Source organism: Vibrio mangrovi (assembly GCF_024346955.1).
Classification (GTDB): Bacteria; Pseudomonadota; Gammaproteobacteria; order Enterobacterales; family Vibrionaceae; genus Vibrio; species Vibrio mangrovi.
Window position 1 is genome coordinate 3,131,772 of record NZ_AP024883.1, and the last position, 19,150, is coordinate 3,150,921.

Below are 19,150 nucleotides of genomic sequence, written 5' to 3' on the forward strand. Positions count from 1 at the left end.
TGGCTAGAACCTCGGTAGCATGATTATTCAACAATAGACATATTCACCACTGGCATATATGTAGTGGCGACTGATTTCGTTTCAGATGAGGCAGAAGACTGATATCCTCCGCCAAGAGAGCGGACTAAGCTGATTTTAACTTCTTCCCGCTGATTTTTTAGATCGATCAGTTCGGATTCAGCCAGCAAAAGCTGCTGTTCAGATCTCAGAACTTCAAGCTGACTTCCCATCCCTGCCTGATAACGCTTTTCAGTAATGTGGTAACTTTTTTCAGCCAGAAGTAAACTTTGGCTGGCATCTTTCAACTGAGCCTGAATCGACTGAAGCGTTAAAATATGATCAGCAATATCTCCCAGAGCTCCAATTAAGATCTGATTATACTGAGCAACGGCCTCATCATAATCAGATGTTCTTTCTAATAAATTTGCTTTCAGTTCCCGCTGGAACAAAGGCAGTGAAATTGCCGGTGTCACATTCCAGGAACGGCTGACATCCGTAAATACCGCATCACCTAAAAGAGACTTAACTCCAGCCATTGCACTCAAGTTAAAGTTTGGATAAAACCGGGACTTGGCAACCTTGATATTCTGACTTGCAGCTTCAACCCGCCAGAGAGCAGCAATGATATCCGGCCGATGACTCATGAGATTAGCCGGCAGTTCTTCCGGCAAAGGGATTCCGGGATCAAGTGATAGTTCAGGTGGTGTGATTGTGTCAGCGATATCTGTCCCTTGCCCGACTGATATTGCCAGCGCATTTTTGATCTGGTGGATCATTAACAAACGTTTTTTTACTTTTTGCTGCGCGGTTGCCAGACTACTCTGAGCAATATAAAGCCGGTCCTCAGAAGTCAGCCCATGCTCCAATAGCCCTTGAGTAATCTCAACAATACGCTCAGAGCGGGAACGATCTTTCTTCGCTAATTCAAGTAACTTATAAGCATTTGATAAACGAACATACTCAGCCACAATATCAGTTGATAACATAATACGTGCAGACTGATGATCTACTTCGGCAGCTTTTTCACTATCTACCGCAGCTTCCCATGCTGCACGATTTCCCCCCCAGAGATCAAAGGAGTAACTGAAATCTAATCCCAGTCCTCTGGACGTCGAATACCGATTTCCCTGCATCGAATAATCTTCCTGACGGGATAACCGGGAGCGACGCATATATGTCTGAGCAGATAAGGTTGGATCGAATAAACTGTCAGCCTGAACAACCAATGCATTAGCCCGGCTTAGTCTGGCCCGGGCAAGTTGTATCGTTGGACTGTACTCAAGAGATTGCTGTATCAGATGGTTGAGTTGTGGGTCATTAAACGACAGCCACCAATGCTGTTGAGGCCATTCGGCCTGAAAAGAAGAGTTTTGAATCGTATGCTGACTATGAGCAAGAATTGGCTCTGTATGCATTTTATTCAGAGGTTGAATGTCACCAGGCACTGAACAACCAAACAAAAAAGTCACACTAGTGAATACTACGGCTGCAAAAGCCGTCGCTTTAACCACCATGGACAATGTCTCCTCCCTTCTCCTGCGTCACTCACTCAAGATTCATAAAAATCTCAAGACGAAAACGAAAGAAATATGATTCAGACTTTATTTTTCGAGAATTAGTCGGTGTGAAACACCCGGCCAAAACGGCAGAATTTGTACATTTGGTGCAGGGACCATTATGAATGGAAACAGAAAATGTACCCTCAGGAACAGTAAATATGAAGCTGTCGTTGCTCATTCTTTCAGAAAATAGAGCCTACAAATGACGAACGAAAAACAGAAACACCCACATCGTTCGTGCCGGAACGTTTTTTAACAGATTATTCAACCAGATGCAATGCGGTTTCAGGAGAAAATAATACCGACAACAAAACTGTCTTAACTCTCTTTGATAAATATCAAATCAGCTCAGGGAAAATGCCTGTGCTCACCAGCCAAGAAGTAACAGTAAAGGAGTGTGGAAAGTCAGGAGATAAAGAAAGCCCGGTTTTGATTATCCAGAAACAACAAAGCCCCGACTTTCGTCGAGGCTTTATCGTTTAAATATGGTACCGGTGGGCGGACTTGAACCGCCACGCCCGAAGGCAACGGATTTTGAATCCGTCGTGTATACCAATTTCACCACACCGGCACATCAGGGCTAGTGCCCTTTAGTGAGGTGAATTATACGGAAGAAATGAATCAGCGCAATAACAAAAAACGAAAATTCAATTGTTTGTTGATTATTTCACCACAAACACCATCTTGCTTTGTTTTCCCTCTTTTTTACCGGACCAATAATGACTATTCTCTCCAAAATCATTTTACGCAGATACAGAAAAACAATGTCACACGATTCTCATCTTCCAACCGCCGGTTTCTTTCGTCGAATCGGTGCCCTGCTTTACGATGCATGCCTGATTCTGGCTCTGGAAATAATCGCAGCAGGACTAATCATTGCCATTCTTGGAGCATTAGCCAGCACAGAGCTGATTCAGTATGGTCAGTATCAGGATGCCAGCGGCTTTTTGACACACCATCCACTCTGGAGTCCGATTTTTACAGCCTACCTAGCAATTGTCTGGATCAGTTTTTTTGTCTGGTTCTGGACCAGAACAGGACAGACATTAGGTATGAAAGCGTGGAGACTCATCGTCAGAAACGAAGATGGTTCCCCACTCACAGTAACCCAATCGTTGATTCGTCTGTTTACCTCAGGATTCGGAGTGTCTAATCTGACTGTCCCGTTTGACCCTCAGAAGCGGGGATTCCACGATATCTGGGCTAAAAGCCAAGTTTATGTCCTCCCCAAAACTGGTTCTCAAAAGCCGTTATAATTTCCGACGCAGTAATACCAGCGCAACAGAAAGAAAAACAAGACTGGGAGCAATGGCCCCAATAGCAGGATGGAAACCATACACCAGACTCAGCGGGCCAAAGAACTCACTGGAGATATAGAACGTAAAACCGGCAATCACTCCGGATAAGATTCTCGCTCCCATTGTCACACTACGCAGTGGACCGAAGATAAAAGAAAGCGCCATTAACATCATCACTGCAATGGAGATCGGTTGTGTTACTTTCCGCCACAGTGCCAGCTCGTAACGGGATGCATCCTGTTCAGAAACTTCCAGATAATGCACATAGTCATACAACCCACTGAGGGAAAGTTCTTCCGGCTTAACCGTCACAACCGCCAGCTTATTAGGCTCCAATGAAGTGTCCCAAGGATAAGAAGCGAATTGCTGTTTTGATATAACAATATCATCACTCATATTCGTGATGTGTACATTTTTCATTTTCCACTGATGACTCTCTTTCTCGTAGTCAGCCTCTCCGGCAAAAATCACTTCATATAATTTTTTGTTCTCATCAAAACGCCAGATATTCAGACCATACAACTTGTCATCGTTCACCTTATTAATAAAAATAAAGTCATTTGTATCTCTGGCCCAAACCCCCATCCGGACGGAAAGCAATTTCCCGCCGGACGTGGCAAACGCACGTAAATCCCGAGCCATTTTCTGTGCCTGAGGAGCGCCCCATTGCCCTAATAATGTAATGACGATCATCAACGGAACCGCTGTTTTCAGAACGGAAAGACCAATATCCAGTTTCGAAAAACCAGAGGCCTGCATCACCACAAGTTCAGAACTTGCGGCAAGAACACCAAGAGCAATTAAAGCTCCCAACAAAGCAGCCATCGGGAAAAACATTTCAATATCCCGGGGAATACTCAGTACGACAAAATACAGTGCCTTAATCAGGTCATAGCTTCCCTGTCCGACTTTCCGCAGTTGCTCCACATACTTGATAATCCCGGATAACCCGACAAAAGTGACCAGAACCAGACTCGTCGTCGCAATAATTGTCCGGCCTATATATAAATCTAAAATCTTAAACACGACTTGCCACCTTTCTCTGTCTGAACCGATCTTTTAAACGGCGGACAAACACACTATCCAGGCTATTGATCAGTATGGCCGTTCCCAGAAGCGCCGCATTTAATGGCCACATTCCCACACCAGGAGAAATACTGCCATCTTCAATGGCTGACTTCGTCGCACTGATCGCTAAGAAATAAGTCAGATACACCAGAATGGCCGGCCCCATTTTCGCAAATCTACCCTGCCGGGGATTGACCGCAGATAAAGGAACAACCAGCATTGTCAACAATGGAATACACACCACCAGAGAAATTCGCCATTGTAATTCAGCCTGAGCCCGGGTATCCGGATTTTTCAATAACTCCATGGTCGGAATTGCTTCCCAATCCCGTCCCCGGTTTTCAACCTTACGCTGTCCAATCAGGCCTTCATACTCATCAAACTTGGTGACCATATAACTGACTTGTGTCGGAATACCTTCATAACGCGTACCATGCTGTAAGCTAATGATCTGGCGACCATCTTTCAGCTCTTTCACTTTTCCCGTATCAGAAAAAATCACACTGGGCAGCACTGAGTCTTTCGGAGCAAGCTGAGCAACAAAAACATTACGCAATTTTTTATCTTCAATATCGTCGATAAAGACTACTGAAGAACCATCCGGCGTTCGCTGAAAGTTACCTTCCTGAAGCAGATCGACACTATTCTCTGCTGCAAGCTGATCCATGAGTAAAGCCTCACGATCCTGACTCCACGGAGAAAGCCAGAGAGAATTGATTGCTGCGGCACTGGCCGTAATGATCGCCAGATACAATGCAGCCCGTACCAGAAACTTATTCCCGATACCGGTAGCATTCATCACAGTGATTTCACTCTCCGCATACAAACGACCAAAGGTGATCAAAATGCCGATGTAGAGACTAAGCGGCAACATCAATTGGCCCATTGCCGGCATATTCAATCCAACAATCGAAAAGATCAATCTGGCAGGGATCTCTCCGTCGGAAGCATCAGCCAGGACACGGATAAATTTTTGGCTCAGAAACACTAAAAAGAGGATAAAGAAAATAGCCAATTGGCTTTTTAGTGTTTCTCTGATCAAATATCTAACGATAATCACACTGAAATTACCTATGAAAAACTTGTTTTTTTAATCGAATCACTATAATTTTTCGTTGAAACATGTATTTTTTAAAATCTTATGCCTCTCTGGAAGCTGAAGAAAAAATGATTCGGATTCAGCTGTAGTTCAGCCATTAAGAGTGCATTATCTACGATTTAGTTCTATTTGTCTTCACGATGTAGGAGTACGCATGGAGTTTAGTGTAAAAAGCGGCAGTCCGGAGAAACAACGCAGCGCATGTATCGTTGTCGGAGTGTTTGAACCACGCCGGCTTTCTCCAGTTGCTGAACAGCTTGATAAAATCAGCGATGGCTATATCAGTTCATTGCTGCGTCGCGGTGATCTGGAGGGAAAACCAGGGCAGATGCTCCTGCTGCATCAGGTACCTGGCGTTCTGTCAGAGCGAGTCTTGCTTGTCGGTTGTGGAAAAGAAAGGGAATTAGGTGAACGTCAGTACAAGGAAATTATCCAGAAGACGATTAGCACCCTGAATGAAACCGGTTCAATGGAAGCGGTATGCTTTCTGACAGAATTGCACGTAAAAAGCCGGGATACATACTGGAAAGTCCGTCAGGCAGTCGAAGCAACCAAAGATAACCTATATACGTTTGACCAGTTTAAAAGTATCAAACCTGAAACACGCCGCCCGTTGCGTAAACTTGTTTTCAACGTACCAACGCGTCGGGAGCTGAATCTGGGTGAGAAAGCTATCAGTCATGGTCTCGCCATCTCCTCCGGTATTCGTGCGTGTAAAGATTTGGGCAATATGCCGCCCAACATTGCTAACCCGGCTTATCTGGCTTCACAAGCACGCCGTCTTGCCGATGACTACGCCAGCATCACAACAAAGATTATTGGCGAAGAAGAGATGGAAAAGCTTGGCATGTCATCTTATCTGGCCGTCGGACGAGGTTCTAAAAATGAATCGATGATGTCCGTCATCGAATACAAAGGTCACCCAGATCCGACAGCTAAACCAATCGTCCTGATTGGTAAAGGTCTGACTTTTGATTCCGGTGGTATTTCACTGAAACCGGGTGAAGCCATGGATGAAATGAAATATGACATGTGTGGCGCCGCTTCAGTTTTCGGTACGATGAAAGCGATTGCGACTTTAAATCTACCGTTGAACGTCACGGGTATTTTGGCAGGTTGTGAAAATATGCCGGGCAGTCACGCATACCGCCCCGGAGACATACTGACCACAATGTCCGGACAGACTGTTGAAGTCTTAAATACGGATGCGGAAGGACGTTTAGTTCTCTGCGATGCGCTGACCTACGCCGAACGATTCGAACCAGAATGCGTGGTCGATGTGGCAACTCTGACCGGAGCCTGTGTCATCGCTCTGGGCCATCACACCAGTGCAGTGATGTCCAATCATAATCCTCTGGCTCATGAATTAATCAATGCATCGGAGCAGTCCAGTGACCGGGCATGGCGTCTGCCAATCACCGACGAATATCAGGAACAGTTAAAAAGCCCGTTTGCAGACATGGCAAATATCGGTGGCCGTCCTGGTGGTGCAATTACTGCCGGATGCTTCTTATCGAAGTTTGCTAAAAAATATAACTGGGCTCATATCGATATCGCCGGTACAGCATGGCGCAGTGGTGCATTAAAAGGTTCAACGGGACGTCCCGTACCACTTCTGGTTCAGTTCCTGCTGAATCGCAGTGGTCTTGAGAACGAAGAATAAGTGCATTTCTACCTTATCGGAAGAGGGTCACAAGACCCTCTTCATTTTTCACGTCTAAATTAACACGCCGATGAAAACAGCAACTTTTTATCTGATTCAGCCAGATAGCCAACAGGCACAGCCGGACGGGTTCCGGGAATACATTCTGTTTCTGACCCGGTTTATTGCCCGTCAGGGAGCCAAAGTCTATCTGAACTGTTGCCATCGGGAAGAAGCAGAATTATTTGCAGAATTGTTCTGGCAGGCACCAGCCGAAGATTTTCTGGCACATAACCTCGTCGGGGAAGGCCCGAGAAACGGGACTCCGGTTGAAATCGGCTATCCGCAGGTATCTCCTTCCCGGAGCCGGCAAATCGTCATAAATATTGCAGAAAACAACACAACCTTTGCGGATCGCTTTGCAGAGGTGATAGACTTCGTTCCTTGCGAAAAAAATGCCAGACAACTGGCCAGAGAACGGTATAAAATCTACCGTCAAAACGGGTATCAGCTTCAGACCGTCGAAATTGCTTACCCATGATAAACATTATCGCTCAGGTTTTCTGCCTCAGGTTTTCTGAGTATAGAGACCTCAGTCATAACGTTTAACCCCGATTAATTCAGACAGTATCCATTTAAGAGCACTATGGAAAAGACATACAACCCGACATCAATTGAACAAGCTCTCTATCAGACTTGGGAAGAACAAGGCTACTTCAAGCCTCACGGTGACACATCAAAAGCTTCTTATAGCATTATGATTCCGCCACCGAACGTCACAGGTAGCCTGCACATGGGTCATGCCTTCCAGGATACCATCATGGATACACTGATCCGCTGCCAGCGTATGAAAGGCCGGAATACACTCTGGCAAGTCGGGACAGACCATGCAGGAATTGCAACTCAGATGGTTGTTGAACGCAAGATCGCAGCAGAAGAAGGCAAAACCAAGCATGATTACGGCCGTGATGCCTTCATTGATAAAATCTGGGAATGGAAAGGTGAGTCCGGTGGGACAATCACCAAACAATTACGCCGTTTAGGCGCATCAGTCGACTGGGATCGTGAACGCTTTACCATGGACAAAGGCTTCTATGCCGCTGTGCAGGAAGTTTTCATCCGTCTGTACGAAGATGACTTAATCTATCGGGGTAAACGTCTCGTCAACTGGGATCCGAAACTACATACGGCAATCTCTGATCTGGAAGTTGAAAACAAAGATAAGAAAGGCCATATGTGGCATTTCCGCTATCCTCTTGCCGATGGCGCAAAAACAGCCGATGGAAAAGACTATATTGTTGTCGCAACAACACGTCCTGAAACCATGCTGGGAGATACCGGTGTTGCAGTAAATCCGGAAGATCCACGCTACAAAGATCTGATCGGCAAGTATGTCACGCTACCGATCGTAAATCGCCGGATTCCGATTGTCGGTGATGAACATGCCGATATGGAAAAAGGCACTGGTTGTGTAAAAATCACACCAGCTCACGACTTCAATGACTATGAAGTCGGGAAGCGTCACAATCTGCCGATGATCAATATTTTTACTTTCGATGCCAACATCCGTGCAGAAGCAGAAGTCTTTACCAGTAAAGGTGAAGCCAGTCATGATTATCCTTCTGAACTGCCGGAAAAATATCAGGGTGTCGAACGTTTTGCTGCCCGCAAACTGATCGTAGCCGAGTTTGACTCACTTGGACTACTCGAAGAAATCAAAGACCATGACCTGACCATTCCTTATGGCGATCGGGGTGGTGTCGTTATCGAACCGATGCTGACTGACCAATGGTATGTCCGTGCAGCACCATTAGCTGAGGTTGCAACCAAAGCGGTTGAAGATGGTGAAATCCAGTTCGTACCAAAACAATACGAGAACATGTATTTCTCCTGGATGCGTGATATCCAGGACTGGTGTATCTCTCGCCAGTTGTGGTGGGGCCATAGGATTCCGGCATGGTACGACAATCAGGGCAATGTTTATGTCGGTCGTCACGAAGAAGAAGTACGCAGTAAACACGGTATTGATGCAGGGATTGAACTGCATCAGGATGAAGACGTTCTGGATACCTGGTTCTCTTCTGCGCTGTGGACTTTCGGAACATTAGGATGGCCGGAGCAAACACCAGAACTGAAAATGTATCATCCATCTGATGTTCTGGTGACCGGTTTCGATATCATCTTCTTCTGGGTTGCCCGGATGATCATGATGACGATGCACTTTATTAAGGATGAAAACGGCAAACCACAGGTTCCGTTTAAAACCGTCTACGTTACTGGACTGATCCGGGACGAAAACGGCGATAAAATGTCGAAATCCAAAGGAAATGTTCTGGATCCGATCGACATGATCGACGGTATTGATCTTGAGTCACTGGTTACCAAACGCACCGGAAACATGATGCAGCCACAACTGGCGGCTAAAATCGAGAAAAATACGCGAAAAACGTTCGAAAATGGTATTGATGCCTATGGTACTGATGCTCTGCGTTTCACACTGGCTGCAATGGCATCAACCGGGCGGGATATCAACTGGGATATGAAACGTCTCGAAGGTTACCGTAACTTCTGTAACAAACTCTGGAATGCCAGCCGCTATGTTCTGATGAATACGGAAGATCAGGATTGCGGATTTGCACCAGATGCGGAACTGGAATATTCACTGGCCGATCAGTGGATCGAGTCTCAGTTTGAGCTGGCAGCCAAAAACTTTAATAACCATATCGATAATTTCCGCCTTGATATGGCAGCCAACACACTTTATGAGTTTATCTGGAATCAGTTCTGCGACTGGTATCTGGAGCTAACGAAACCAATTCTGTGGAAAGGCAGCGAGAATCAGCAGCGTGCAACTCGCCGTACACTCATCACTGTACTGGAAAAAACACTGCGTTTAGCTCACCCGGTTATCCCATACATTACCGAAACCATCTGGAAAAGTGTCAAACCACTGGTCGCAGGTATTGAAGGGGAAACGATCATGCTTCAGGCGTTGCCTCAGTATGACGAAAGCAATTTCCATCAGAAAGCCTTGGATGACATTGAGTGGGTCAAAGCCTTTATTACCAGTATTCGTAACCTGCGGGCCGAGTACGATATCAACCCTGGTAAACCGTTATCCGTTATGCTTAAAGCTGCCGATGAAAACGATGCATCCCGCTTGACTGCAAATCAACAGGTCCTGATATCTCTGGCAAAACTGGAAGATGTCCGGATTCTGACTTCCGGAGAAGAAACCCCGGCATGTGCGACAGCGTTAGTGGGTAAATCTGAGCTGATGATTCCGATGGCCGGTTTAATCGATAAGGCCGCAGAGCTGGATCGTCTGGCGAAAGAGATTGCCAAAACTCAGGGTGAAATCAAACGGATTGAAGGAAAACTCGGCAATGAAGGCTTCGTTGCCAAAGCTCCGGAAGCTGTTGTTGCGAAAGAGCGTGAAAAGCTGGAAGGTTATAAAGAAGCCTTAGTCAAACTGGAAGAACAGCAGGCAACGATTGCTGCGCTGTAATTTTAGATAACCAGTTTCACAAGTAAAAACAGCGGCATTGCCGCTGTTTTTTTATGGCTATTTCTTATGGTTTTCGCATGGCGTGAATTCGTTCGGCAAAGTCAGGGTGAGTACTCAGCCAGTCCGGTATATGCTGCATTTGCTGTTGCTGAAGCAGCTCAAACATTTCTGCCATAGGCTCACTGGTCTGATAAACCTTCAGCATCGCCTGTTTAGCAAACTGATCTGCCTGCCGTTCCATATCACGGGACAATCCGGTATTCATCACAAACACACCAGCACCGATCATCTGATGAACGACACCGGATGTATCGCCGGTCAGCGAAGCAACAACAACCGCAATCAAGCTGGATTCAACCAAGCGTTCCATCACATGACGATGATAAACATGCCCCATTTCATGCAAAATCACACCATCCAGTTGCTGATCTGACTGTGCAAGATCCACCAACGGATCCAACAGAACAATTTTCCCTCCGGGCAGCGTAAATGCATTGGCAATATCACTTCCCCGAAATTCAATCTGAACCGGGAAAGGCATATCTGGTAATTGCTGTTGCAGTAAAGCGACCCGCTTTCGGATCGCCTGCTGCTGCTCAGCCGGAATATGACTTTCCTTAAACTGCCCGCCAAGCTGCTCTAAAACTTTATCCCCAACAAACACAGGCACACTGTCAGGTAACATTCGGGCTGCGTAATGGCTTATCCAGGGAATCGCATAGCGATAACCGGCAAATAACATCGCAACACAAAAAACAACGCTGACAAAAATCAGCCAAAGATTAGATTCAATCTGGCGAATTCTGAGCGACTTTTTACCCTTTTTCTGCAACAACTCCCGGATATCGTCATTCTCTTCCGGGACAAAAACCCATCCGTCAGGAAAAGAAACTCTGACAGGAAGATTACCAACGCTATCACTCAGAGAAATCTGTTGCAGCGAAGTCTGGCTGACAATATTCCCGTCACATACAAGAGAAATTTGCCCCTCAGATATTTCCATATCAGCCGGACACCGCTGTGATAAACGAGGCGGATAAGCTGCCCCTCTGGCTAACATCATCCGATCCCTAAATCAATATCAAAGGCCTGAACCAGTTCATCTCCCAATGCTGAACGAACATCAGAATCCTGATCAACAGCAGCAATCATTGCTAAGTCTCCGATTACCCGGGTATGTTCCGCCGAATACTTCGCCATACGGACTTTCACCCATGGCCGGGCCAGACCCAGTGAGAAGACTGTCGCCAACATATTGGTCAGCAGCAGACCAACATACTTCAATACTGAGAATTCAGAATCCAGACTCACGGTCTGATCGTTAAACGACAGAGCAGTCTGAGAGAAAACGTAATTTCTTATCCGGACACTCATATAAGCCGCTGAGATCATCCCCAGGATAATAAACAGCAAATAAACCATGACGATTCCGGCTAAAAATGACGCATCCGGATAAGTCATCATATAATCTAAGTTCATGAAAATATTCATCAACCATGAATAGGCAAAAATTCCGACAAGTACCACAAGAACAACTGAACCACCAATAAAAATACCGATAGCACCCAGATTGATAAAGAAGAACTTTTTACTCTCCAGTACCGCAGAAAAATCTGCATTACCGTACCGGTATCCGTTCATGAAATAACGCCATACTCCGGTCATCACCCAAGCCTGAATAAATGCACACTGCAGGATGAAAGCAACCGTCATCACCCCAGCCGGAATCAGACTACTAGTCATTCGTGCAATGACGACAATACAGGCAACGCCGACAATCAGAGCGAGAAAAGCAAGCACACCCCGGCCCATAAACGTCATATAGGCTTGTTTCAGCGTCCCGGCAAAAGAAAAGTGAGTATTTCTGTAGCTGGTCATCGCCGCATCAAACCGGACATTACTCCACATCATCCATGGCACTAACAGATAGAACAAAAGAAACATGACTGAAGACACAACCTCAGAAACAGAGCTGAGAACCGCCCACAGCAAAAGACAAAGCAGCGCGACAATACGGCCTTTCAGAATTTGTTTGGGTGTACCATGGTATTCAAAGTTATCCTGAGCAATGTAAGTGTTGCCGTAAAAATACCGTTTTGTCCGGACTTTTGCCCAGGCCGAATATATCCCCAAGGTGAGTACGGAAAGTAAAATATTAACAATCCAGATCCCAAAAAACTCTCCGGCCCGACCATCAAAGCGAAAGAGGTTAACAGTTTTATTATCGTTCATGAATTAATCCTGACGTCATTCGTAACATACTACAACATTAAAGTGGCAATATTATCAATAATCGAAATGCACTGCATTATTCTATTTCCCGGACGAATTAATATGCGAAGTTTTACCCGAAAATAAATTAGCGCATTCATTTTTTGCTTAAACAATCCGGTTCTGTATCTGTCCCTGATGGAACACAATAATATTTTCTATCAATATATGAACGAGTTGCTGAATTGCTGAATCACTTCCCCAGGCAATGTGGGGAGTTAACAGCAGATTGGGTAAGTCGTTGTTTGCCAATAGCGAATTACTGTCATCGGCGGGCTCTTGTGTGAAGACGTCGACTCCGGCAGCAGCAATTGCACCAGACATCAGGGCATCGACTAATGCTTTCTCATCAACCAGACCGCCTCTTCCGGTATTAATCAGAATTGCAGTTGATTTCATCATGGATAACTCATGAGATGTAAGCAGATGATGTGTTGCTTCATTTAAAGGACAATGGAGCGATATCACATCGGCCTGACGCAATACGGTCTCAAAAGGCAGAAAGCCATCACGACAGGAAGATGCACCTTTGCGCTCGGCAAAAAGAACTTTCATACCGACAGCTTTCGCCAGTTGGGCTGTTGCCCGCCCCAGTGTTCCGCTCCCGATAATACCGATCGTACTACCGGCAACATCACCGATAGGATGCGTGAAGAAACAAAACTGATGGCGCCGTTGCCATTCTCCCCGGGCAATATCATTGTGATAAGCCATTAAGTTTCGCCGCAGAGCAAAAGTCATCCCGATCACATGTTCGGGAACAGAGCGAGTCGCGTACCCTTGGACATTGGTGACAGCAATCCCGTGTTCCCGGCAATAATCGATATCAACGTTGTTTACTCCGGTTGCTGCAACAGCGACCAGACGCAAAGAAGTGAGCTGGGACAAGACATCGGCATTGAGTACAACTTTATTGGTAATGATAATCTCAGCATCCCGAACCCGCTCAAGCAGTTGATCCGGTTGAGTCTCATCATAACTCACCCACTGATGCTCGAAAGGGAGTGCTGGCAGATGAATATGTGACGGAATCGTAGCCCGGTCTACAAACACAACAGTCGGTAATGACATCTCTTTCTCCTGAGTTCTGATAACCAGAGTGTGCCAGAGCGTGTTGACCTATTGTGATGGTTTTTGTAGCTCAGAGCCAGACTTTCAGTCACAGCTGTCAGCACACTCTATGGTCTTGGCAGTTTTTTGTAATCCGGAAGCTTTCTTTCCGGATCAAAGTATTCAAAAATGATCTCTTTGGCCGCAGGATAAAACTCACAAGGCACAAATATGCGCCGTAACCAATGACTTCTGGGATGATAAAAACTCAGTTCAGCGGCATGTAAATGCAATCGCGAAGCAAATTCCCGGGCTTCTTCCGGTGCATAAAACTCATCCCCGACAATCGGATGACCAATCGCCAGCATATGTACCCGCAGCTGATGTGAACGCCCGGTCACAGGGAAAAGTCGGACAACGGTCGTCTGCTCTTCTCTGGCAACAACCTGAAACAGGGTGCGGGAAGGTTTTCCGGTTTCAAAGCAGACCTTCTGCCTGGGACGATTCGGCCAGTCACAGATAAGCGGCAAATCGACTTCCCCTTCATCCTGTTCGATAATCCCCCACACTCTGGCGTAATAGACTTTATGCGTCAATCGATACTGAAACTGTTTTTTCAGTGCACTTTCAACATGTTTATTCTTGGCAAACAGCATCAGTCCTGATGTCGACATATCCAGACGATGAACAACCTGAATCTCCGGATAGTCATCCACCAGCCGGCTCCACATACTGTCATAATGCTCCGGATCTTTTCCCGGAACAGAAAGCAGACCGGAAGGTTTGTTAACTGCCAGAATATGTTCGTCCTGATAGATAATCTCCGTCCACGGCGTGGTCGGCGGAAAGTATGATGTCATTGCCATATTCAGCATCCCCAGAGAAAAACGCGCTGCATTATATACCCAAATGACCTCAAGATGCAGTCTCATTGGAAGCTTGTATAAAGCCGTAATCAGCCATCGTTACTCTTCCCTCAAAATCGATACCTGTGTCGGATTTTAAACATTTATGTATATATAAATTGACACATAGCGCAAATGTGATATTCATGAGCATTATTGACAAAATAACAAAGCTGCACATAAAGGGCTATGGAAATATCCACGCCACAATAATCAGCGATAGCACAAACACAACAAGCAACAACATTTCTTCAATCTAAGGAACAACAATGGAAAATGCTGCCGCGTATCCCTCTCCTCAGGGATCCTCATTATCCAGAATGATCAAATCTCTCGGTCCCGGCATCATGATGGCTGCTGCGGCTGTAGGCGGATCTCATCTGGTTGCCTCAACAAAAGCCGGTGCAATCTACGGCTGGCAACTTGCTCTACTCATCCTGCTCGTGAATCTCTTTAAATATCCCTTTTTCCGGGCGGGTATTCAGTACACCATGGGAACCGGAGAATGTCTGGTTCATGGTTATGCTCAGCTAGGCCGCCCTTATCTCTGGATCTTTATGCTGCTGAGCGTGATCTCGGCGGTGATCAATACAGCAGCTCTGACGCTTTTTAGTGCCAGTCTGCTGGGATATTTTATGCCGTTTGAACTATCCAATATGGCTTTATCGATCATTGTGGTGATCACCTGTCTGGTCATACTGTTCGCCGGACATTACAAGGCTCTGGATTCTCTTTCAAAAATCATCATGGCTGTTCTGACGCTTGCAACCCTGTCGGCGGTCATCATTGCCGTTGGTCATCCGGTCGCGACTGTTGCCGATGCTCCGGATCCTTCACCATGGACACTGGCCGCTATCGGTTTTCTGGTTGTGACTATGGGATGGATGCCAGCTCCGATTGAGATCTCAAGCCTGACATCTATCTGGCTGAAGAATCAGTGTGACCAGCAGATTGTTACGCCTAAATCCGCCTTGTTTGATTTCAATATCGGCTATATCGGAACTGCAATTCTGGCGATTGTATTTCTTTCTCTGGGTGCATTGCTGATTCACGGAACCGGCACTGAATTGTCAAAATCAGGGATTGGATTTACCCACCAGCTGGTCGGGCTGTATGCATCCACGATTGGAGAATGGTCTCGCTACCTGATAGCCGTGATCGCCTTCTTCTGCATCTTTGGCAGCACCATTACTGTCATTGACGGTTATTCGCGGGTCATCGCAGAGTCACAACGCCTGTTAAAACAAGAGAGTACAGAGACGAAGAAACATCGCTACCTGACCCCCTGGATGCTGATTGTTTCGATTGCCTCACTCAGTATTCTGGCCTTTGCCAAATCAGCACTGCTTCCGATGTTGAATTTTGCCATGATCATGGCATTCGTCACCACGCCGGTCTTTGCACTACTCAACTATATTCTGGTCACAAAAACACCATTGCCGGAAGCGCTGGCTGTCGGACCTAAAATGAAATGGCTGTCGATTGCCGGTCTCATTTATCTGTTCGGATTCTTAGCACTTTTCCTTTGGTGGAAATTTTTGATGTAATTCCTTTACCGGCTTATAACGGAACCGATAAAAAAAGCCATCAGAAATGATGGCTTTTCGTTTTGAACGACATGACTCAGAGCAACATTACTGGTGTGACACCACAATTAAACGCAATGAATCCAACTGATACTGGGCCTGTTGAATCAATACCGACAGTTCAGAAATCTGTTTTCCCAGAACCTCAATCTCTTCATCCCGAATATTAGGATTCACCGCTTTCAGCGCCTGTAAACGTTCCAGTTCCCGATTCAGAACTGACGCCATTTCCTGCTGAGCTGCTTTCCGGATATTCTCTACCCTGGATTGCACCACATCTTCACTCTTCTGAATCAGCTGGTGTACCTCTTGCTGAACAGACGTCACCAATTTATTGGCTAAATGCCGGCTCACCGGGCTTAACTGACGGTTGAATCCTTCAAATTCCACCTGTGATGATAAATCATTCCCCTGAGCATCCAGCATCAGACGAATCGGAGTCCTCGGTAAAAAGCGGCCTATCCCACTGCGTTTCGGCGCCTGAGCATCCACAACATAAACCAGCTCCAGTAAAATCGTTCCAACCGGTAATGCTTTATTTTTCAGTAATGAAACCGCAGAGACTCCCACGCCTTCACTCAGCAGCAGATCAATTCCACCCTGAATCATCGGATGTTCCCAGGTCATAAACTGGATATCTTCTCTGGATAGAGCTTTATCCCGGTCAAATGTAATCGTCGCCCCTTCATACGGCAACCCCGGATAACTCGGAACCATCATATGTTCAGACGGTGTAACAACCAGTGTATGTTCGCCACGGTCATCCTGATTCAGTCCGATGGTATCAAACAGGCTTAACGCGAAAGCGACTAACTGCGTATCACCATCTGTTGCTGCAATAGAGCGGACAATTTCTTCAGCCTTTTCCCCACCGTGAGAGTGCATTTCCAGTAAGCGATCGCGCCCGTGCTCAAGCTCAGTTTTCAAAGCCTGATTCATTTTCCGGGCATCCGCGATCAAATCGTCCAGCGTACCGTGCTCCGGTGCAGACACGAGATCAGGTGAAGACACTAATGTCATCAGACGTTCGGCAAAAGATTCGAAAACCGCGCTTCCGGTCGGACAGGTCTCAGCAAAAGCATTTAATCCTTCATGGAACCAACGGGCAATAGCTTCTTGTGCCGTCCCCTGAAGGTAAGGAACATAGATATCGACGTCGTTCTTCTGACCGATTCGGTCCAGACGTCCGATCCGTTGTTCCAGTAAATCGGGATTCATCGGTAAATCAAACATCACCAATTGACTGGCAAACTGGAAGTTTCTGCCTTCCGAACCAATTTCACTACAAACCAGCACCTGTGCGCCGCCTTCATCCTGAGCAAAATAAGCGGCTGCTTTATCCCGTTCAATGATCGACATACCTTCATGGAAAACTGTCGCACGAATACCTTCTCTTTCCCGCAGAGCCTGTTCAATCTGAAGTGCAGTTTCCGCTTTGGCGGCAATGACCAGAATTTTTTCACTCCGCTTCGTTTTCACTTTGTCGATCAGCCAGTTCAGACGTGGATCGAACATCCACCATACAGACTGACCATGCGGCTGGGACTGGTAGGAAATCTCCGGATACATTCCCGTCTGCACTTTTTGGGCATTTTCGATATCCGGAGCGGATAGACACTGCTGAAACAGTTCAATATAGTCCTGAGGCTGAGGTAAAGGTATCAGACTTACACAACGTTGCGGAAATCCCTGGATCGATGAACGGGTATTGCGGAACAGGACACGACCGGTTCCGTGGCGATCCATCAGGTTACTGATTAACTCTTCTCTGGCACTGGTTTTCTCTTCATCATTGGTATTTCCGTCGATGATGCGGAATAAAGGTTCAACATCCTGCTCAGAAAGAAGCTCAACAATATGATTTTTTGCTTCATCAGATAAAGTCCGGTCTTCCGCCAGAGCCGTTACCGCTTCGGCAACGGGTTCATATGATGCTTCCTCTTTCACAAAGGCATCAAAGTCGTAAAACCGATCCGGGTCCAGCAAACGTAAACGGGCAAAGTGACTCTCCCGGCCAAGCTGCTCCGGAGTTGCCGTTAACAGCAACACGCCGGAGATTTGCTGAGCCAGAGCTTCAACAATCAGGTACTCAGGACTAGGCTGATCAACCTGCCACGCCAGATGGTGTGCTTCATCCACCACCAGAAGGTCCCATTTTACCGCCAGTGCCTGCTCAAAACGGCGCGGATACTGGCGCAGAAAATCAAGAGAACACAACACATACTGTTGTGTTTCAAACGGGTTATCCGCTTCACTCAGGGATTCGATGCATCGCTCTTCGTCAAAAATAGAAAAGTGCAGATTAAAACGTCGCATCATTTCAACCAGCCACTGATACTGAAGCGTTTCAGGAACAACAATCAAAACTCTTTCAGCTCGTCCCGACAGCACCTGTTGATGGATTACCATCCCGGCTTCAATCGTTTTCCCCAAACCAACTTCATCGGCTAGCAGAACACGGGGCGCGTGACGCCGGCCAACCTCATGAGCAATATAAAGCTGATGGGCTATCAACCCGACCCGGCCACCACAGAGACCACGCATCGGGCTCTTATGCTGTTCAAGCTGATTCAGCAATGCCCGGTAGCGCAACGCAAAATTATCCATCCGGTCAATCTGACCGGCAAAAAGTTTGTCCTGCGGCTTATTAAACCGAATCTGGTGACTTAAAAATATTTCCCGTAATTCGACATCTGTAGCCTGATTATCCTGGCGGGTTCCGATGTAGGTTAAAACCCCATCATCTTCTTTTACCTGTTCAATCTGTAATGCCCAACCTTCCTGGCAATCGACAATATCACCGTGATGAAAAATAACCCGGGTGACAGGCGCATCGTGGCGTGCATAAACACGATTCTCTTCTGACGCAGCAAACATTAACGTGACGGTTCTGTCATCTAATGCCACAACGGTTCCTAATCCTAAATCGCTTTCTGTATCACTTATCCAACGTTGCCCCAACGCAAAAGCCATGAATCGACTACCTCATTCTGTTCAAAATTTTACAGGGAATCTGCCCCTTACCAACCCACTTTATTATGACTGTGATTACATCAGGGTGCAGAAAATGGGGGCTCATCTTACTTGATGCTGTGATACAGGTCACGTGAAATCCACTGAATCACAACATGACATAAAAATGTAAGAAATCGATGTCATTTGTA

Annotated in this window: 14 protein-coding genes and 1 tRNA gene; 6 read left to right on the forward strand and 9 right to left on the reverse strand. The window is 46.3% G+C overall.

Annotated elements, in window-relative coordinates:
- Positions 1–23 precede the first annotated feature (23 nt).
- A complete protein-coding gene (locus OCU74_RS13815; protein WP_087482398.1) occupies positions 24–1,514 on the reverse strand; it encodes an efflux transporter outer membrane subunit in 1,491 nt (496 codons plus the stop codon).
- Positions 1,515–1,796: 282 nt separating this feature from the next.
- Here OCU74_RS13815 and OCU74_RS13820 point away from each other — a divergent pair, with 282 nt between their 5' ends.
- A complete protein-coding gene (locus tag OCU74_RS13820) occupies positions 1,797–2,042 on the forward strand; it encodes a hypothetical protein (RefSeq protein ID WP_143693291.1) in 246 nt (81 codons plus the stop codon).
- A 3-nt stretch (positions 2,043–2,045) separates the two neighbouring features.
- Here the strand turns inward: OCU74_RS13820 and OCU74_RS13825 are convergent.
- Positions 2,046–2,130: transfer RNA gene (locus OCU74_RS13825), tRNA-Leu, on the reverse strand.
- A 193-nt stretch (positions 2,131–2,323) separates the two neighbouring features.
- On the opposite strand from OCU74_RS13825, the gene OCU74_RS13830 reads away from it, so the two are divergent.
- Entirely contained in the window at positions 2,324–2,815 is a 492-nt protein-coding gene (locus OCU74_RS13830; RefSeq protein WP_087482397.1) for an RDD family protein, read from the forward strand.
- Here OCU74_RS13830 and lptG read toward each other — a convergent pair.
- Both lptG and lptF read right to left on the reverse strand, forming a co-directional pair.
- Complete coding sequence (gene lptG, locus OCU74_RS13835) at positions 2,810–3,883, reverse strand: LPS export ABC transporter permease LptG (RefSeq protein WP_087482396.1); 1,074 nt, start codon at positions 3,881–3,883, stop codon at positions 2,810–2,812. The two genes, OCU74_RS13830 and lptG, sit on opposite strands and share 6 nt — an antisense overlap.
- Positions 3,876–4,985, reverse strand: coding sequence for an LPS export ABC transporter permease LptF (gene lptF, locus OCU74_RS13840; RefSeq protein ID WP_087482395.1), 1,110 nt, complete (start codon positions 4,983–4,985; stop codon positions 3,876–3,878). Before lptF ends, lptG begins: the two co-directional genes overlap by 8 nt.
- Positions 4,986–5,178: 193 nt before the next feature.
- Here lptF and pepA point away from each other — a divergent pair, with 193 nt between their 5' ends.
- From pepA to OCU74_RS13855, 3 genes are all read left to right on the forward strand, one after another.
- Positions 5,179–6,687 carry a leucyl aminopeptidase gene (pepA, locus tag OCU74_RS13845; RefSeq protein WP_087482394.1) on the forward strand — a complete coding sequence of 503 codons (1,509 nt, stop codon included), beginning with the start codon at positions 5,179–5,181 and terminating at the stop codon, positions 6,685–6,687.
- A 70-nt stretch (positions 6,688–6,757) separates the two neighbouring features.
- Positions 6,758–7,207, forward strand: coding sequence for a DNA polymerase III subunit chi (locus OCU74_RS13850; RefSeq protein ID WP_087482393.1), 450 nt, complete (start codon positions 6,758–6,760; stop codon positions 7,205–7,207).
- A gap of 105 nt (positions 7,208–7,312) precedes the next feature.
- Positions 7,313–10,174 carry a valine--tRNA ligase gene (locus OCU74_RS13855; RefSeq protein WP_087482392.1) on the forward strand — a complete coding sequence of 954 codons (2,862 nt, stop codon included), beginning with the start codon at positions 7,313–7,315 and terminating at the stop codon, positions 10,172–10,174.
- Between the two features lie 64 nt (positions 10,175–10,238).
- On the opposite strand, the gene OCU74_RS13860 is transcribed toward OCU74_RS13855, so the two are convergent.
- The 4 genes from OCU74_RS13860 to rluA form a co-directional block, all read right to left on the reverse strand.
- Positions 10,239–11,237, reverse strand: coding sequence for a M48 family metallopeptidase (locus OCU74_RS13860; protein WP_087482391.1), 999 nt, complete (start codon positions 11,235–11,237; stop codon positions 10,239–10,241).
- Complete coding sequence (locus tag OCU74_RS13865; RefSeq protein ID WP_087482390.1) at positions 11,234–12,406, reverse strand: YjgN family protein; 1,173 nt, start codon at positions 12,404–12,406, stop codon at positions 11,234–11,236. Before OCU74_RS13865 ends, OCU74_RS13860 begins: the two co-directional genes overlap by 4 nt.
- Positions 12,407–12,553: 147 nt before the next feature.
- Positions 12,554–13,516, reverse strand: a complete 963-nt coding sequence (locus OCU74_RS13870; protein WP_087482389.1) for a D-2-hydroxyacid dehydrogenase — start codon at positions 13,514–13,516, stop codon at positions 12,554–12,556.
- Positions 13,517–13,623: 107 nt separating this feature from the next.
- Positions 13,624–14,361 carry a bifunctional tRNA pseudouridine(32) synthase/23S rRNA pseudouridine(746) synthase RluA gene (gene rluA / locus OCU74_RS13875; RefSeq protein ID WP_087482421.1) on the reverse strand — a complete coding sequence of 246 codons (738 nt, stop codon included), beginning with the start codon at positions 14,359–14,361 and terminating at the stop codon, positions 13,624–13,626.
- Positions 14,362–14,669: 308 nt separating this feature from the next.
- On the opposite strand from rluA, the gene OCU74_RS13880 reads away from it, so the two are divergent.
- Entirely contained in the window at positions 14,670–15,947 is a 1,278-nt protein-coding gene (locus OCU74_RS13880) for an NRAMP family divalent metal transporter (RefSeq protein ID WP_087482388.1), read from the forward strand.
- Between the two features lie 87 nt (positions 15,948–16,034).
- Here OCU74_RS13880 and rapA read toward each other — a convergent pair whose 3' ends face one another.
- Complete coding sequence (gene rapA / locus OCU74_RS13885) at positions 16,035–18,959, reverse strand: RNA polymerase-associated protein RapA (protein ID WP_087482387.1); 2,925 nt, start codon at positions 18,957–18,959, stop codon at positions 16,035–16,037.
- Positions 18,960–19,150: the final 191 nt, after the last annotated feature.

Excerpts from the sequence above, each read along its gene's own strand:
- OCU74_RS13815 (WP_087482398.1), bottom strand. The coding sequence starts at position 1,514 with ATGGTGGTTAAAGCGACGGCTTTTGCAGCCGTAGTATTCACTAGTGTG.
- OCU74_RS13830 (WP_087482397.1), top strand. The coding sequence starts at position 2,324 with ATGTCACACGATTCTCATCTTCCAACCGCCGGTTTCTTTCGTCGAATC.
- pepA (WP_087482394.1), top strand. The coding sequence starts at position 5,179 with ATGGAGTTTAGTGTAAAAAGCGGCAGTCCGGAGAAACAACGCAGCGCA.
- OCU74_RS13850 (WP_087482393.1), top strand. The coding sequence starts at position 6,758 with ATGAAAACAGCAACTTTTTATCTGATTCAGCCAGATAGCCAACAGGCA.
- OCU74_RS13855 (WP_087482392.1), top strand. The coding sequence starts at position 7,313 with ATGGAAAAGACATACAACCCGACATCAATTGAACAAGCTCTCTATCAG.
- OCU74_RS13860 (WP_087482391.1), bottom strand. The coding sequence starts at position 11,237 with ATGATGTTAGCCAGAGGGGCAGCTTATCCGCCTCGTTTATCACAGCGG.
- OCU74_RS13865 (WP_087482390.1), bottom strand. The coding sequence starts at position 12,406 with ATGAACGATAATAAAACTGTTAACCTCTTTCGCTTTGATGGTCGGGCC.
- OCU74_RS13870 (WP_087482389.1), bottom strand. The coding sequence starts at position 13,516 with ATGTCATTACCGACTGTTGTGTTTGTAGACCGGGCTACGATTCCGTCA.
- rluA (WP_087482421.1), bottom strand. The coding sequence starts at position 14,361 with ATGGCAATGACATCATACTTTCCGCCGACCACGCCGTGGACGGAGATT.
- OCU74_RS13880 (WP_087482388.1), top strand. The coding sequence starts at position 14,670 with ATGGAAAATGCTGCCGCGTATCCCTCTCCTCAGGGATCCTCATTATCC.
- rapA (WP_087482387.1), bottom strand. The coding sequence starts at position 18,959 with ATGGCTTTTGCGTTGGGGCAACGTTGGATAAGTGATACAGAAAGCGAT.